Origin of the sequence: Acidaminococcus fermentans (assembly GCF_009696675.1) — a bacterium.
Classification (GTDB): Bacteria; Bacillota; Negativicutes; order Acidaminococcales; family Acidaminococcaceae; genus Acidaminococcus.
In genome coordinates, this window is record NZ_VULN01000007.1 from 55,568 (window position 1) to 71,430 (window position 15,863).

Annotated in this window: 13 protein-coding genes and 1 pseudogene; all 14 read left to right on the top strand. The window is 48.4% G+C overall.

All coding sequences use genetic code 11. The features are described 5' to 3' along the window. The first annotated feature begins 54 nt into the window (after window positions 1–54). The 14 genes and pseudogenes from FX155_RS05995 to FX155_RS06065 all read left to right on the top strand — a co-directional run bounded on the left by FX155_RS05995 (window position 55) and on the right by FX155_RS06065 (window position 15,740). Window positions 55–246, top strand: coding sequence for a hypothetical protein (locus FX155_RS05995; RefSeq protein ID WP_105325849.1), 192 nt, complete (start codon window positions 55–57; stop codon window positions 244–246). Window position 247: 1 nt separating this feature from the next. Continuing rightward, window positions 248–559, top strand: a complete 312-nt coding sequence (locus FX155_RS06000) for an rRNA biogenesis protein rrp5 (RefSeq protein WP_270441288.1) — start codon at window positions 248–250, stop codon at window positions 557–559. Continuing rightward, complete coding sequence (locus FX155_RS06005; RefSeq protein ID WP_154488060.1) at window positions 549–1,679, top strand: DUF2800 domain-containing protein; 1,131 nt, start codon at window positions 549–551, stop codon at window positions 1,677–1,679. Before FX155_RS06000 ends, FX155_RS06005 begins: the two co-directional genes overlap by 11 nt. A gap of 13 nt (window positions 1,680–1,692) precedes the next feature. Continuing rightward, window positions 1,693–2,256, top strand: coding sequence for a DUF2815 family protein (locus FX155_RS06010; protein ID WP_105325846.1), 564 nt, complete (start codon window positions 1,693–1,695; stop codon window positions 2,254–2,256). A 12-nt stretch (window positions 2,257–2,268) separates the two neighbouring features. After that, window positions 2,269–2,457: a hypothetical protein gene (locus FX155_RS06015; RefSeq protein ID WP_014128884.1), complete on the top strand. Its 189-nt coding sequence runs from the start codon at window positions 2,269–2,271 to the stop codon at window positions 2,455–2,457. Window positions 2,458–2,517: 60 nt separating this feature from the next. Beyond that, on the top strand, window positions 2,518–4,506 hold the full coding sequence (locus tag FX155_RS06020; RefSeq protein ID WP_154488061.1) for a DNA polymerase: 1,989 nt from the start codon (window positions 2,518–2,520) through the stop codon (window positions 4,504–4,506). A gap of 453 nt (window positions 4,507–4,959) precedes the next feature. Next, a complete protein-coding gene (locus tag FX155_RS06030; RefSeq protein ID WP_154488063.1) occupies window positions 4,960–5,136 on the top strand; it encodes an SHOCT domain-containing protein in 177 nt (58 codons plus the stop codon). Window positions 5,137–5,179: 43 nt separating this feature from the next. Continuing rightward, window positions 5,180–6,943, top strand: a complete 1,764-nt coding sequence (locus FX155_RS06035; protein WP_154488064.1) for a recombinase family protein — start codon at window positions 5,180–5,182, stop codon at window positions 6,941–6,943. Further along, entirely contained in the window at window positions 6,928–8,505 is a 1,578-nt protein-coding gene (locus FX155_RS06040) for a recombinase family protein (RefSeq protein ID WP_154488065.1), read from the top strand. Before FX155_RS06035 ends, FX155_RS06040 begins: the two co-directional genes overlap by 16 nt. A gap of 180 nt (window positions 8,506–8,685) precedes the next feature. Beyond that, window positions 8,686–9,591 (top strand): annotated as a pseudogene (locus tag FX155_RS06045) (HsdM family class I SAM-dependent methyltransferase); the annotation flags it as partial. 29 nt (window positions 9,592–9,620) lie between these two features. Next, window positions 9,621–10,709 carry a restriction endonuclease subunit S gene (locus FX155_RS06050; protein WP_154488067.1) on the top strand — a complete coding sequence of 363 codons (1,089 nt, stop codon included), beginning with the start codon at window positions 9,621–9,623 and terminating at the stop codon, window positions 10,707–10,709. 37 nt (window positions 10,710–10,746) lie between these two features. Continuing rightward, complete coding sequence (gene xerA / locus FX155_RS06055; RefSeq protein WP_154488068.1) at window positions 10,747–11,730, top strand: site-specific tyrosine recombinase/integron integrase; 984 nt, start codon at window positions 10,747–10,749, stop codon at window positions 11,728–11,730. Window positions 11,731–11,752: 22 nt separating this feature from the next. After that, the gene (locus FX155_RS06060; RefSeq protein ID WP_229778462.1) at window positions 11,753–12,325 is read left to right on the top strand and encodes a restriction endonuclease subunit S; all 573 of its coding nucleotides are present in this window, start codon (window positions 11,753–11,755) and stop codon (window positions 12,323–12,325) included. Between the two features lie 25 nt (window positions 12,326–12,350). After that, window positions 12,351–15,740, top strand: a complete 3,390-nt coding sequence (locus FX155_RS06065) for a DEAD/DEAH box helicase family protein (RefSeq protein ID WP_154488070.1) — start codon at window positions 12,351–12,353, stop codon at window positions 15,738–15,740. Window positions 15,741–15,863: the final 123 nt, after the last annotated feature.

The window sequence follows — 15,863 nt, forward strand, 5'->3', positions numbered from 1 at the left end:
GGCTAAAGAGTGGAAGGGGAAAACGATACTAACCTTCAGAAAGGAGGAAAAGCCATGAAGCAAAGAGTTAGCATCAGCGTTTCTGCGGCAAAGGGTGGTGGGCATATCGCTGCCGTACGATCTGTGTCCGTGCGGGAACGGATTCTGCGGTTCCTGCTGGGTGGGAAGGAAAAAGTAACCATCATCGTGCCAGGCGACTCCGTAGAGGAACTGGCCATCAGGGAAATTAACGAAGGAGGAAACTAAGGTGACGAAGGACAATCTTGAAAATCTGGCGAACGAAATGGCCAATTGCACAAAGACCCTGCTGCGGATTGTAGAAGCTCTGGAAAACGAGATGAACAATAGAACAGCAGAACCGGAAAAGGTGGTTCCGGAGCGGAAGGCCCTTTCTTTTGAAGAAGTTCGGAAAGCGGCGGCTGACAAGTCCCGTCAGGGATTCACGGCAGAAGTGAAAGCCCTTATTGAAAAATATGGGGCGGAAAAACTCTCCAGCGTAAAGCCGGAAGACTATGAAGCCTTCATGAAGGAACTGGAGGAGATCAGCCATGCCGGATAAGCAGCATGCGATTCTTTCCGCCTCGTCCAGCTACCGCTGGCTGGCCTGCCCGCCTTCCGCGTTGGAGTGTGCTAAGCGGCCGGACACCACAAGCGACTTTGCCCGGGAGGGTACGGATGCTCATACTCTCTGCGAATACAAGGTGAAGGAAGCCCTGGGCAGGAAGGCCCAGAACCCTACGGGGACCCTCGACTATTACAGCGAGGAAATGGCTGAATGCACGGACGACTATGCCCAATTCGTCATGGAGCGGCTTGCGGAAGCAAAGAAAGAGTGCAAGGATCCCATCGTCCTTGTAGAACAGCGGTTGGACTTTTCGAAATGGGTGCCGGACGGATTCGGTACAGGAGACTGTGTCATTGTGGCGGACGATACCCTGACCGTCATCGACTACAAGCACGGGCTTGGTGTGGAAGTCAGTGCGGAGAAGAATCCCCAGATGATGTGCTATGCCCTGGGGGCACTGGACCTCTTCGACGGGATTTACGATATCCAAAGGGTCTCCATGACCATCTTCCAGCCAAGACGGGACAATGTCAGTACCTACGAAATGACTAAAGGCGACTTGCTCCAATGGGCGGAGAAAGTCCTCAAACCCACGGCTGCTCTGGCGGCTAAAGGGGAAGGGGAGTACAAAGCCGGTGAGCACTGCCGGTTCTGCAAGATCAGGGCCACCTGCCGGAAACGGGCAGAGTATAACCTGGAACTTGCCAGGTATGACTTCGCCATGCCGTCCACTCTCTGTGACGCAGAAGTAGAAGCAGTGCTGGAAAAGGCCGATGACCTTGTAGCCTGGGTGGGTGACATTAAGGACTATGCCCTGCAGCAGGCTCTATCCGGCAAGGCATGGACTGGCTGGAAACTGGTGGAAGGGCGCTCCAATCGCCGTTATGTAGACGACGATGCGGTGGCCGCCAAAGTGGAGGAAGCCGGATACTCTCCCTACGAAAAGAAACTCATGGGCATCACAGCCCTGACCCACCTTCTGGGGAAACGTAGGTTTGATGAACTTCTGTCCGGCCTCATCGAAAAGCCCCAAGGCAAACCGGTCCTGGTACCGGAATCGGACAAACGCCCGGCTATGCATACCGCGGCAGAAGATTTTAGCAGTGAAAATTAAGGAGGAACGAACAATGAAACATTATGTAAACCCTTGCAAAGTCATTACCGGAGCAAATACCCGCTGGTCCTACGCCAACGTCTGGGAACCCAAATCCATCAACGGAGGAACCCCCAAGTACAGCGTGAGCCTCATCATCCCCAAGTCTGATACGAAGACCGTGGAAAAGGTGAAAGCGGCAATCCAGGCTGCCTATGAGGAAGGGCAGGGCAAGCTCAAAGGAAATGGCCGCATCGTGCCGAAGCTGGAAACCATCAAGAACCCGCTCCGTGACGGAGATCTGGAACGGCCTGGGGATGATACCTACAAGGACAGCTACTTCATTAATGCCAATTCTGCCACAAAGCCCGGCATCGTAGATTCTTCCTGCCAGCAGATTCTGGAACGGTCTGAAGTGTACAGCGGGGTCTATGGAAGAGCCTCCATCAACTTCTACGCCTTCAACTCCAACGGCAACAAGGGCATTGCCTGCGGCCTGAACAACCTGCAGAAGATTCGTGATGGGGAACCTCTGGGCGGAAAACCCCGGGCAGAAGACGACTTTGCTACGGCAGACGATGATGATTTCCTGGACTAAGGAGGAACCATAATGGAAAATGTTTTGAAATTGATTCTGGATTGTCTGTACTGTCTGGTTGCCCTGTGTGTTGGCGGCTTCTTTGTGGCCATGATCTACACGGATATCAAAAAGGACCAGCGGGATGAAATTGCGGCCCGGAACCGGGAGGAACGGGAAGCAGAATATCATCGCAAACAGATGGAATCCTTTCGGAAATAAGACGTGGTAAATGGTGGCGGCGGGGCCTTGTGCTTCGCCGCTTTTCTCGAGGTGAAACGTATGAAAACCATCAGTATCGATATTGAAACCTACAGCGATGTGAACTTAGCCAAATGCGGGGTCTATAAATATGCCGAGTCCCCGGATTTTGAAATCCTCCTTTTTGGCTATGCGGTGGATGGAAGAGAGGTGACAGTAGTCGATCTGGCCCAGGGGGAAACCCTCCCGGAAGAGATTCTGGAGGCACTCACCGATGACTCCATCATCAAATGGGCCTTCAATGCCAATTTCGAACGGGTGTGCTTGTCCCGGTATCTGACGGATCTGGGGAGGAGCCTGGATCCCTTCCATGACCATCATCCGCTTTCTCAGGACTGTGCCATGTTCCTGAACCCGGCCGGCTGGAAGTGCTCCATGGTGTGGTCCGCCTATATGGGGTTGCCCCTTTCCCTGGAAGGAGTGGGGGCCGTGCTGAATCTGGACAATCAGAAGATGAAAGAAGGCCGGGACCTGATCCGTTATTTCTGCGTTCCCTGCAAGGAGACCAAGACCAACGGGGGACGGACCCGGAACTTGCCCCAGCATGCTCCCGACAAGTGGAATCTCTTCAAGAGCTATAACAAGCGGGATGTGGAAGTGGAAATGGCCATCCAGGAGAGGCTGCAGAAATATCCGGTGCCGGACACGGTGTGGGAAGAATACCACCAGGACCAGGAAATCAACGACCGGGGGATCGCCATTGACCTGGAGCTGGCCCGGCAGGCAGTGGCCATGGATGCCAAAAGCCGGGAGAGCCTGATGGGAGCTCTGAAGGAAAAGACCGGCCTGGAGAATCCCAATTCAGTCCTCCAGATGCTGAGATGGCTCGAAGCCCGTGGCCTAAAGTCGGACTCCCTGGGGAAGAAGCAGGTGAAGGAACTATTGAAAACGGCCCAGGAGCCTCTCCGCAGTGTGTTGCAGCTCCGGCAAAAGCTGGCCAAGTCTTCTGTGAAGAAGTACCAGGCCATGGAAATGACCGCCTGTCAGGACGGCAGGGCCCGGGGCATGTTCCAGTTCTATGGGGCGAACCGTACTGGACGGTTTGCGGGGCGGCACATACAATTGCAAAATCTTCCTCAGAACCATCTGCCGGACCTTTCAGAAGCCCGGGAGCTGGTGCGCCAGGGAAACTACGAGGCTCTGGAGCTGCTCTACGATTCTGTGCCGGATGTGCTGTCCCAGCTGATTCGGACCGCCTTTGTGCCCCGTGAGGGGATGAAGTTTGTGGTCTCGGACTTCTCGGCCATTGAGGCAAGGGTCATTTCCTGGATGGCCGGAGAGAAGTGGAAATCCGCAGCCTTTGCAGCCGGGAAGGATATCTATTGCTCAACGGCCAGCCAGATGTTTGGGGTCCCGGTGGTAAAACATGGAATCAACGGGGAACTCCGTCAAAAGGGGAAAATCGCAGAATTGGCCTGTGGCTATGGCGGCTCCGTTGGGGCACTAAAGGCTATGGGAGCCCTGGACATGGGAATACCGGAAGAGGAGCTGAGTTCCCTGGTCCAGTCCTGGCGCTCGGCCAATCCTCACATTGTGGATTTCTGGTGGCAGGTGGATGGGGCCGTGAAAACTGCCATCAAGCAGCGGATCCCCGTCTGGGTGAATAACATCCGGTTCCTCTGCCAGAGCGGCATGCTATTCATAGAGCTCCCCAGTGGCCGGCAGCTTTCCTACGTGAAGCCTCGGATCGGGGAGAATAAATTCGGTGGGGAATCCGTGACCTATGAAGGCATCGGAGCCACCAAGAAGTGGGAGCGGCTGGAAAGTTATGGGCCCAAGTTCGTGGAAAATATCGTCCAGGGAACGGCCAGGGATATTCTTTGCTATGCCATGCAGACCCTCCGGTGCTGTGCCATTGTGGGCCACGTCCATGACGAACTGATTATCGAGTGCAGCAAGGATGTGAGCGTGGATGCCATCTGCCAGCAGATGGGCCGGACCCCTCCCTGGGCGGAAGGGCTGATCCTCCGGGCGGATGGGTATGAATGTGAATTTTATCAGAAAGATTGAACGAAACCGTCAGAAAACACCTCCTGCCGTGGCTAGTAAGCAGGAGGTGTTTATTCATGAACGATATACAGAAAGCACAGATTCGGGAACTGCGGCTCCAAGGAGTCGGGTATCGGAAAATCGCCAAAGAAACAGGCATGTCGGAGAATACCGTCAAATCCTACTGCCGCAGACACCCATTATCCCTCAAGGAGCCGGAAACGGAACAAGCCCATCACTGCCTGCAATGCGGTCAGCCTATTGAGCAGAACGACAAACGGAAGGAGAAAAAGTTCTGCTCCGATGCCTGTCGGATGGCCTGGTGGAACAGCCATCGTGACAAGGTGAACCATAGGATTGTACGAAAGATGGAATGCCCTTGCTGTCATGAGACATTCATTGTCTACGGGAACGGGCAGCGCAAATACTGCTCCCACACTTGCTATGTAAAAGACAGGTTCGGAGGTGGCCAGGATGGACGCTAAGCAGTTGAAACAGGAGAAGATGTACCTGGCCGCCATGCATTTCATCAGGGGAATGCTCCAGAAGGGTTTGATTACAAAAGCTGAATACGGAAAAGCCGAACGGCAGCTCCGGAATAAATATTCTCCTGTGATCGGCCCATTATTAGCAGATATCGACTTGCTATAAATCCGGCTCAGAGTGAGTAATAGTAGTAAAAGGAGTTGATACAATGAAAAAAATCACGCGGGTCAGTCGGCCCATGCCGGCCATCGTGCGGAGAAAAAAAGTGGCAGCCTATGCCCGGGTCTCCGTGGAGTCGGAACGGATGAACCATTCCCTATCGGCTCAGATCAGCTACTATAACGGCCTGATCCAGAGAAACCCGGAATGGGAATTTGCCGGTGTCTATGCAGACGACGGTATCAGCGGAACCACTATCGACAAGCGAAAAGGGTTCAAGCAGATGCTGGCGGACTGTGAAGCAGGAAAGATTGACATTATCCTTACAAAGTCCATCCAGCGCTTTGCCAGGAACACGGTAGACCTTTTAACGACAGTGCGGCATTTGAAAGACCTGGGTATAGAAGTGCGATTCGAGAAAGAGCATATCCGCTCCCTTACGGGTGACGGCGAACTGATGCTTTCCATCCTGGCATCCTTTGCCCAGGAAGAGAGCCGTTCCATTAGTACAAATGTCAAATGGGGAACCCGAAAACGTTTTGCACAAGGGATTCCTAATGGACGGTTTCGAATCTATGGATACCGTTGGCAGGGAGATCAGCTTGTCCCTGAGCCCAAGGAAGCGTCTGTTGTAAAGCTCATTTATGACAACTTCTTAAAAGGCCTGTCCGCTGAGACCACGGAAAAGCAGCTGGAAGAAATGGGAATGAAATCCTTTAATGGGAAACATTTCGGGAATTCGGCCGTCCGGAGAATTTTAGAGAATATTACTTACACCGGTAATCTATTGTTCCAGAAAGCCTATTCGGCAGACCCCATCACCGGAAAAACCAAAATCAATCATGGAGAACTCCCACAATATTTTGTGGAAAATACACATGAGGCCATTATCCCCATGGAAACCTATAAAAAGGTACAGGAAGAAAGGGAAAGACGGCGGGAACTGGGGGCTTTGGCAAACTGGTCCATCGATACCTGCTGTTTTACCACCAAAATCAGGTGTGGAATCTGCGGGAAGAGTTTTGTGCATATTCGCAGTAAACGGAAAAATAAGGATTGCTGGACCTGTATTTCCCATAAAGAGAGAGGAAGAACCTGCCGTTCTAAGGGAGCTATCCCACAGAAAGTCCTAGTCAAGGAATGCACAGAAGTCCTGGGGCTTTCCGAATTCGATGAAAAAGTCTTTCTGAATCAGGTTGATATAATTGTGGTTCCGGAACATCATGTGATGGTGTTTCATATGAAAAATGGAGAGCAGATTACACGGCAATGGGTTTCTACTGCCCGGAAGGACGCATGGACTAGTGAACGCCGGAAGGAATGGGGAGAAAGACATAAGCTAAAAAGCACAAATCCCAATCGAAAGATATTCAATGAGTTCACGGGGTTTATCAAATGCGGGAAATGTGGGGAAAATTACAGGAGCCAACAAACTACATATTCTGATGGAAAAAAGGAACGGTACTGGCGGTGTGCTGGTATATGTGGCAATGAAGCCATCAAAGACAGCACTATGAAAAAGCTAACTGCTTCTGTGCTGGGACTGGACACTTTCAATGAGGAAAAAATGGATGAATCCCTTGAAAAAGCAGTTGTCCTGAATGGAGAAATAACATTTCATTTTAAAGATGGCCATACGGAAACCAGGCAATATAGAGAAAGAAAACGGGGAACCCGTCATAGCGAAGCGTATCGGGCTTATATGCATGAAATCATGCAATATGCAAAACGCAAGGACCCAGAGGCTAAAAAAATAATGCTTGCGCTGAAAGAAGAATGGAAGAGAGAGGATAATCGATGGCAAAAACAGTAAGAGCGATTCCGGCAACAATCAGCCGTTATACATCATCTCCGATAAATAGTCGGAAGAAAAGGAAAGTAGCAGGGTACGCACGGGTTTCAACAGACCACGATGATCAGATTACCAGCTATGAAGCCCAGGTGGACTATTACACAAACTACATCAAAGGACGGGACGATTGGGACTTCGTGGGTATGTACACGGACGAAGGCATCTCCGCCACCAACACTCGTCATCGGGATGGGTTCAAACGGATGGTCAAAGATGCCCTGGACGGGAAAATCGACCTGATCATCACAAAGTCGGTCAGTCGGTTTGCTAGAAATACCGTCGATAGCCTTTCCACTATTCGGAAATTAAAAGAACACAAAATAGAGTGCTACTTTGAAAAGGAAAATATCTGGACTTTCGACAGCAAGGGAGAATTGCTCCTGACGATCATGAGTTCCCTGGCCCAGGAAGAAAGCCGGAGTATTTCAGAAAATGTCACCTGGGGTCATCGGAAGCGGTTTGCCGATGGCAAAGTCAGCGTCGCTTACAGCCGTTTCCTGGGATACAAGAAAGGCCCGAACGGTGGGCTAGTAGTTGTACCAGAAGAAGCAACAACGATCAAGCTCATCTACAAGCTATTCCTAGAAGGCTTGGGAACAACAACTATTGCCAAGCAACTAACAAAACGAGGACTTAAAACCCCAGGAGGAAAATCCAAATGGAGTGCACGTACGGTTTACAGTATCCTTCAAAACGAAAAGTACAAGGGAGATGCACTTCTACAAAAAAGCTATACGGTTGATTTTCTTACAAAGAAAACGAAAATCAACGAAGGGGAAGTCCCCCAATACTATGTAGAGCATGACCATGAAGCCATTATTGAACCTCAGACCTTTGAAATGGTGCAAGCGGAACTGAAACGTAGAAATAAAGCACGGAAGTACTTCAGTGGTACCAGCATCTTTTCCACCAAAATCCAGTGTGCTGAATGCGGAGGATGGTACGGTGCGAAGGTCTGGCACTCCAATGACAAGTACCGCAGGATCATCTACCAGTGCAATAATAAGTTCCGAAACAATACAGGGTGCAGAACGCCGCATCTGACAGAAGAGGAAATCAAGATGTACTTCGTCCGGGCAATGAACAAGATGATTACAGAGAAGGATGAGATCATCCAAACCATCGAGGATGCTAGGCAGGTGATCTGTGACAACGGAGACCTTCTAGCCAAACGAGATGCCATGCAGAAGGAAATCGGCATCCTGGTGGAAATGGCCCAGAATGCTGTGGAACAGAATGCACGGGTGGCGCAGAACCAGGAAGAGTACCAAAAACAGTATGATGACATCATCGGCCGCTATGATGTAATGAAAATTGAGTACGAACAACTGTGTGAGAAGATTGAAAACCGCCAGGATCGGAATGAGCAGCTTGGACGGTTCATTCAGGAACTGAAAGGTCGGGATAGCCTGCTCACCGAATTTGACCATTCACTCTGGTGTGCCCTGGTCGATAAAATGATAGTAAAAGATAAAGAGAATGTAACCGTGGTCTTTCAAGACGGGACGGAAATCAAGGCATAAATAGAAACCGCTTTGCAGAAATGCAGAGCGGTTTTTTCTTTGTCCAAAACACCAGGCATGCCAATTTTAACAGCAATTGCAGGGAGCTTCTGGGGTGCACTTCACTTTGCACCCCAGGGTGCATCGTTCAAGAATTTAAGGGAATAATCGTGTAATTGTATCAAATGTTGTAAGGCAACCGACCCTGCCTGCGGGACCAGTGGATTTTTGGTAGCTGCCGGGGAATACCTCAGGGAACATTACCGGGACCAGGTGCTGTTTGAACCAAAGAGCAAGAAACATTACAACGATGAGATGTTCCATGGGTACGATATGGACCGGACCATGCTGCGGATTGGGGCTATGAATATGATGACCCACGGGGTGGAAAATCCGGATATTCAGTACAAAGACAGCTTGTCAGAACAGAATGCTGATACAGAACGGTATTCCCTGATTCTGGCCAATCCCCCTTTTAAGGGCAGCCTGAATTATGATGTGGTGGCCGATGACCTGCTGAAAGTGGTGAAAACCAAGAAAACAGAACTCCTTTTCCTGGCTCTTTTCGTGCGGATGCTCCAGAACGGCGGACGGTGCGCCTGCATCGTCCCGGATGGGGTACTGTTTGGTTCCTCCAAGGCCCATAAGGCCATCCGGAAAGAAATCATCGAGAGCCAGCGCCTGGAAGCCGTCATTTCCATGCCCAGCGGGGTCTTCAAGCCCTATGCCGGGGTGTCCACGGCCATCCTGATCTTCACCAAAACCGGAGCCGGCGGCACCGATGATGTATGGTTCTACGACATGAAAGCCGATGGATTTTCTCTGGATGACAAACGGTCCCCTGTACAGGAGAACGACATTCCGGATATCATCCAGCGCTACCATAACCGGGAAGCAGAAAAAAGTCGGAAACGGACGGAACAGAGTTTCTTTGTACCCAAACAGGAAATCGTGGATAACGACTATGACCTGTCCATCAACAAGTACAAAGAAATCGAGTATGTGCCGGTGGAATACCCACCGACCAGTGAGATTATGGCAAATCTAAAGACTTTAGAAGAACAAATTAATCAGGATATGCTTACCTTGGAAAAAATGTTAAAGTGATTTTTTAGATTTGGAGATATAAGATAATCATGAAAGTAAAACTAGGAGATGTTTGCGAAAAAGCATCGTCAAATATCAAACAATCTGATATACCAAGTAATAAAGGGGTATATCCAATTTATGGAGCCTCAGGTCTTCTTGGCAAGGTAAATTTCTTTCATCAAGAAAAACCATATATTGCTGTAATCAAAGATGGAGCTGGTATCGGAAGAGCTATTTTATGTCCAGAGAAATCATCCGTTATTGGGACATTGCAATATTTGCTGCCAAGGGATAATGTTCTTCCTCAATATCTTTACTATGTCATTTGCCATATGCATCTGGAAAAATACTTTACTGGTGCAACAATTCCTCATATTTATTTTAAGGACTACAAGAATGAGCCATTTAATTTAGTATCGAGAGATGAACAACAACGAATAATTAATGTTTTAGGCTTGGTTGAAAATATCATAGATGCACGGAAAAAAGAAATAGTCGAACTTGATAATTTAGTCAAATCCCGATTTGTGGAGATGTTTGGGGATGGCAATTACAGCATTTGTAATTTATATCAAGTTTCAAATATTGTCTCTGGAATAACAAAGGGTAGAAAGACAAAAGATAATAATTTGTTGGAAGTCCCTTATATGGCTGTTTCTAACGTTAAAAGAGGATTTATTGACTGGTCGACCATTAAAACAATCTTAGCAACTAAAGCAGAGGTAGAACAATACAGATTAAAATCTAATGATGTTTTAATTACTGAAGGTGGTGATCCAGATAAGGTAGGAAGAGGTGCTGTTATAATAAATCCACCCAAAAATTGTATTCACCAAAATCATATTTTTAGGGTGAGACTAAATTGTAATTTATTAACACCGGAATATTTTGAAGAATATCTTCAATGTAAATCTGCAAGAAAATATTTTTTGAAAGCTGCAAAACAGACAACAGGAATCGCAAGTATCAATATGAAGCAATTGCGTGGATTACCAGTAGCATTACCACCAATAGGTGAGCAGATAAGGTTTTCTATTTTTACTCACCACATCGAAAAATCAAAATTGGCGGTGCAAAAAAGCCTGGAAGAACTGGAAACACTGAAAAATTCCCTGATGCAGCAGTACTTCGACTGATTTTTATGGTATCCTTGTTCCAAAAACGGAGGATTCCATGAAAAATCATCTGATGGACATTATTTTGCAGAGAATGCTGCCTTACCTGGACAACAGCCAGTTGAACCGATTGAAAGAAACCTTGGAGGAGTGCCTCCAAGAGGTACCAATCCCAGAAACGGCTTTACGCCAGGGACCCTCCAATCAGGAACTGCTGCTGAAGTTTCTGGATGCCAAGCGGGTGGAAGGCTGCAGCCCGCGGACTGTGAAATATTATCAGTCCGTTCTCCAAAAACTGTTTGAACTCCACCCCCTTTCAGTACTTCAGATGGAGACGGAACATATCCGGAACTACCTGGCTCAATATGCAGACCGGACCGGCTGCAGCAAGGCCAACCTGGACAATATCCGCCGGATCCTTTCCAGCTTTTTCAACTGGCTGGAGGAAGAAAACTATATCCTGAAGAACCCTGTCCGCCGGATCCATAAAATCCGGGTGGACCAGCGGGTCAAGGAGACTTATTCAGAAGAAATGCTGGAACAGCTCCGGGACAGCTGCCATTCGCTGCGGGACCTGGCCATCATCGACCTTTTGGCTTCTTCAGGCATCCGGGTGGGAGAACTGGTCCGTCTGAACCGGGAAGACATTGACTTTGAAAACCGGGAATGTGTGGTATTCGGTAAAGGTCAGAAAGAACGGCCTGTGTATTTTGATGCACGGACCAAGATCCATCTGAAAAATTATCTGGACAGCCGGAAGGATGATAATCCGGCTCTCTTTGTTTCTCTGCTCCAGCCCTATAACCGGCTGCAGATCAGCGGAGTGGAAAGCAGGCTCCGGGCTCTGGGGAGAGAACTCCACATCCCCAAGGTCCATCCTCACAAATTCAGAAGGACCCTGGCCACCCGGGCCATCGACAAGGGGATGCCCATAGAACAGGTCCAGCGGCTTCTGGGCCATACCCAGATCGATACCACCATGCAGTACGCCATGATCAACCAGAAAAACGTCAAGAATGCCCATCAGAAATTCATTGCCTAGGAGCCAATCCCGATTTGTGGAGATGTTTAGTAATGAAAGGCAACACTATAGACTGAATGAAGTTTGTAAAATAATCACCGATGGCACGCATCAGCCTCCTGAATTTGTATCATGTGGTATTCCGTTTATCTTTGTTTCTAATATTGTCAATAATGAGATTTCCTACAATACAGAAAAATACATTACTCAAGAAACTTATAACAGTCTTATAGTACGGACCCCAATTGAAATGGGAGATATTATTTTATCAACGGTTGGTTCATATGGACATCCGGCCGTAGTCAAAAATAATAAAAAGTTTCTTTTTCAACGGCATATCGCTTATCTAAAACCTAAACATGAGATTGTAGATAGTGATTTTTTGCATAGTGCTCTTTTATCAAGCAATGTTCAACAGCAGATTGATAGGCAAGTAAAAGGAATAGCACAGAAAACATTAAATCTTTCTGCTATAAAGCAACTAGTAGTTCCAATACCTAAAATATTGGAACAGAGAAAATTTGCACGATTAAAAAATCACATCGACAAATCAAAATTGTCCACAGAGAACAGCAGAAAAATGATACAAAATGTGATAAAGTATAGGGAGAAGTGAAACCTTTCCTGATAAGGAGTCTGGTATGATGGGAAACTTTGATTTTTTACAGCAGGACCCCAAATTCAAACCGCTTTATGACGTTGCCAGCAATGCAGAAAAAGTCCTGGCCATCGATCCGGCCATCTGTGCCATGACCTGCCGGAAGGCCATGGAAACTGCTGTAAAATGGATGTATTCCATCGACCGGGATCTCCATATCCCTTATCAGGATAATCTCATCACTTTGCTGAATACCGATGAATTCAAAGCCATTGTGGATGCCAAGCTCCAGCTTCGGCTGGAGTACATCCGCAGAATCGGGAATACGGCAGCTCATGCAGGCCCCCAGAGCCGTAAAAATGTATCTCAGGAACAGGCGGTACTGGCACTGGAATCTTTGTATATGTTTCTGCGTTTTATTGCATACAGCTACAGCCAGATCGAACTGCCTGAAGAGGCTTTTTCTGCTGCACGGATTTCTCAGCCTCTAAAGGCAGATACAGGAACCCTGGAAAAACAGGCCGCAGAGCTGGCAAAAGCAAAGGCGGCTCTGGAGAAAAAAGAAAATGAACTAAAGGCCTTCCAGGCAAAATATGCTGCGGCAGAGGCTGAAGCAACGGCTCTCCGGAAAGAAAAAGCACAGGGCTTCCATCTGCCTCCGGAAACCATGTCTGAAGCCGATACCCGCAAGGCCTATATTGATGTCATGCTTGCAGAAGCCGGCTGGGTGCGGGGCCAAAACTGGGTGGATGAATATCCTGTTGATCAGATGCCCAGCCCAACCGGGTATGGAGCAGCGGATTATGTGCTGTTTGGCCAGGATGGGAAACCCCTGGCAGTTGTGGAGGCCAAAAAGACCAGCCGGGATGTGGCTGCCGGGCGGAAACAGGGGAAGCTGTATGCAGACAGTCTGGAAAAACGGTTTGGCCAGCGTCCTATCATTTTTTTGACCAATGGATTTGAAACCAGGATCGTGGCGGATCAGAAAGGCGGATACCCGGAACGGACGGTCAGTGGGATTTATTCCCGCAGCGATCTGGAAAAAGAATTTTACAAGATGGGAACGAAACAGCCTCTGATCAATGCTCAGCTGGACAGCCATATTGCCGGACGGTATTATCAGCTGGCGGCTGCGAAAGCAGTCTGTGAAGCTTTTGATCAGCGGAACCGGAGAAAAGCACTGCTGGTAATGGCTACCGGCAGCGGCAAGACTCGTACCGTCATTTCTCTAGTGGATGTGCTGCTCCGTCATGGATGGATTCGAAATTTCCTGTTTCTGGCAGACCGGAACAGTCTTGTACTCCAAGCCAAGAAAGCCTTTGGGAACAATCTGCCCAATCTGACCATCACCAACCTGACCGAAAAAAATGCCAATCCCAGTGCACGGGGCGTGTTTTCCACCTACCAGACCATGATCCACTGCATTGATGGAATCCGTGACGAAACGGGACACCGGATGTTTACCTGCGGCCATTTTGACCTGATTATTGTGGATGAGGCCCACCGCAGTCTCTACAACAAATATCGGGCTATTTTTGATTACTTTGATGGACTTTTGGTTGGACTGACAGCGACGCCCCGGGATGAAATCGACCGGAATACCTACAGTGTATTTGATCTTGAGGATGGGGTGCCCACCTATAACTATGACCTGCAGCAGGCGGTAAAGGACAAGTTCCTTGTGCCCTATCATGTGGTGGACTGCAAACTGAAACTGATGCAGGAAGGCATCCGTTATGAAGACCTGACGGACGAAGAAAAAAAGGCCTATGAGGACACGTTCACCGATGAAGAGGGAAACCTGCCCCAGTCCATCGATGGATCGGCGCTGAATCAGAAAATCTTCAACAAGGATACCATCAAAAAGGCTTTGTCCGTCTTGATGACAGATGGTATCCGTATCCGGTACAACAGCACCATTGGCAAAACCATTATTTTTGCCCGGAGCCACGCTCATGCAGAAGCCATCCTGAAGGTCTGGAAGGAAATGTATCCCGAACTGAGCGATGATTACTGTACGGTCATTGACAACTATATCGAATACGCCCAGCAGGCACTGGATGATTTTTCTGATGAAAAGAAACTGCCCCAGGTGGCGATTTCGGTGGATATGCTGGATACAGGGGTGGATGTCCCTTCTATTTTAAATCTTGTATTTTTTAAACCGGTGCTGAGCCGTGCCAAATTCTGGCAGATGATTGGCCGGGGAACCCGGACCTGTCCAAAATTACTGGATGGAGAAGATAAAAAGGAATTTTATATCTTTGATCTGTGCGGGAACTTCGACTTTTTCCAGGAAAACCCAAATGGAATCGAAGCCAGCGGTGTTGTGTCCCTGGCCCAGGGAGTGTTTTCTTTGGAAGTGGAACTGATCTTCCGGCTGCAGAAACTGGAGCAGCAAACGGCAGAATTGCAGAATGTTAGGAACGAACTGGTGGAAAAGGTCATTACTAAGATTCAGACGCTGCCCAGGGACAATTTTGCCGTACAGATGCAGCTCCAGTATGTGGATGGGTTCCAGGAAAAAGACCGGTTTACAGCTTTGGCCTATCAGGATGTGGAGAACCTCCAGAAACATCTGGGGCCGCTGATGCAAAATGAGGATAAAGATTTTAATGCAGTGCGGTTTGATGCCCTGTTGTATCAGCTGGAACTTGCCAGTGCAGAAGGAAAAGCCTATCCCCGTGGATTGACGGATCTGAGAAAGAAGCTGGAGGCTTTGACCCATTTGGGAACTATCCCGGCTGTACAGCAGAAGAAAGAGTTCATCACTAGCCTTCTCCATACAGATTATCTTCAGAAAGCAGGCATCAGCCAATGGGAAAAAATCCGCAAAGAACTGCGGAATCTGATGAAACTGATTCCAAAAGGCAAAGCAGTAATCTATGAGACGGATTTTACGGATACACTGTTACAGATTAAGGAAACAGGACCGGATGAACAACCTGTTGCACCGCCAGTCCTGGACAATTACAGGAAAAAAGTGGAATTCTATTTGAAACAACACGAAGACATACCGGCCATCCGAAAATTACGGAACAATGAGCCAATGCAAAAGGTTGATATGGATGATTTGGAAGATTTGTTGTGGAACCGTCTGGGAACAGAGGAACAGTACCATAACGAATATCAGAACCAACCGCTGGGAGAATTTGTACGTTCAGTGGTAGGAATGGATAAAGAAGCACTGAATCAGGCATTTGCCAAGTACATCAATCAGGAAAACCTGAATGACAACCAGATTTATTTTGTTAAGCAACTCATTGATTATTTGTCTGTGAATGGCTTTCTGAAGGATAATTCCATTTTGCTGAAAAGCCCGTTTACCGATCGTGGGACAGTCAATGTACTGTTTGGCAACGATATGGATGTTTGGCTGCAGATCAGGAAGGTGTTGGAGGGAATCAATCAAAATGTCAATGTGATGCAGTAGGAGGCCAGGGAAGGGCGTGCCTGCGGCTCGCCCCTACGCCGTCACGGTCGGAGATTCGGCAGGGATGCGGGGAAAACGGTTTTCATCGTCCCTGTGCCGACCCCGTCCAATCAATAGCACGAA

Coding starts and splice junctions, on each gene's coding strand:
- FX155_RS05995 (WP_105325849.1), top strand. CDS start 55: ATGAAGCAAAGAGTTAGCATCAGCGTTTCTGCGGCAAAGGGTGGTGGG.
- FX155_RS06005 (WP_154488060.1), top strand. CDS start 549: ATGCCGGATAAGCAGCATGCGATTCTTTCCGCCTCGTCCAGCTACCGC.
- FX155_RS06010 (WP_105325846.1), top strand. CDS start 1,693: ATGAAACATTATGTAAACCCTTGCAAAGTCATTACCGGAGCAAATACC.
- FX155_RS06015 (WP_014128884.1), top strand. CDS start 2,269: ATGGAAAATGTTTTGAAATTGATTCTGGATTGTCTGTACTGTCTGGTT.
- FX155_RS06020 (WP_154488061.1), top strand. CDS start 2,518: ATGAAAACCATCAGTATCGATATTGAAACCTACAGCGATGTGAACTTA.
- FX155_RS06030 (WP_154488063.1), top strand. CDS start 4,960: ATGGACGCTAAGCAGTTGAAACAGGAGAAGATGTACCTGGCCGCCATG.
- FX155_RS06035 (WP_154488064.1), top strand. CDS start 5,180: ATGAAAAAAATCACGCGGGTCAGTCGGCCCATGCCGGCCATCGTGCGG.
- FX155_RS06040 (WP_154488065.1), top strand. CDS start 6,928: ATGGCAAAAACAGTAAGAGCGATTCCGGCAACAATCAGCCGTTATACA.
- FX155_RS06050 (WP_154488067.1), top strand. CDS start 9,621: ATGAAAGTAAAACTAGGAGATGTTTGCGAAAAAGCATCGTCAAATATC.
- xerA (WP_154488068.1), top strand. CDS start 10,747: ATGAAAAATCATCTGATGGACATTATTTTGCAGAGAATGCTGCCTTAC.
- FX155_RS06060 (WP_229778462.1), top strand. CDS start 11,753: ATGTTTAGTAATGAAAGGCAACACTATAGACTGAATGAAGTTTGTAAA.
- FX155_RS06065 (WP_154488070.1), top strand. CDS start 12,351: ATGATGGGAAACTTTGATTTTTTACAGCAGGACCCCAAATTCAAACCG.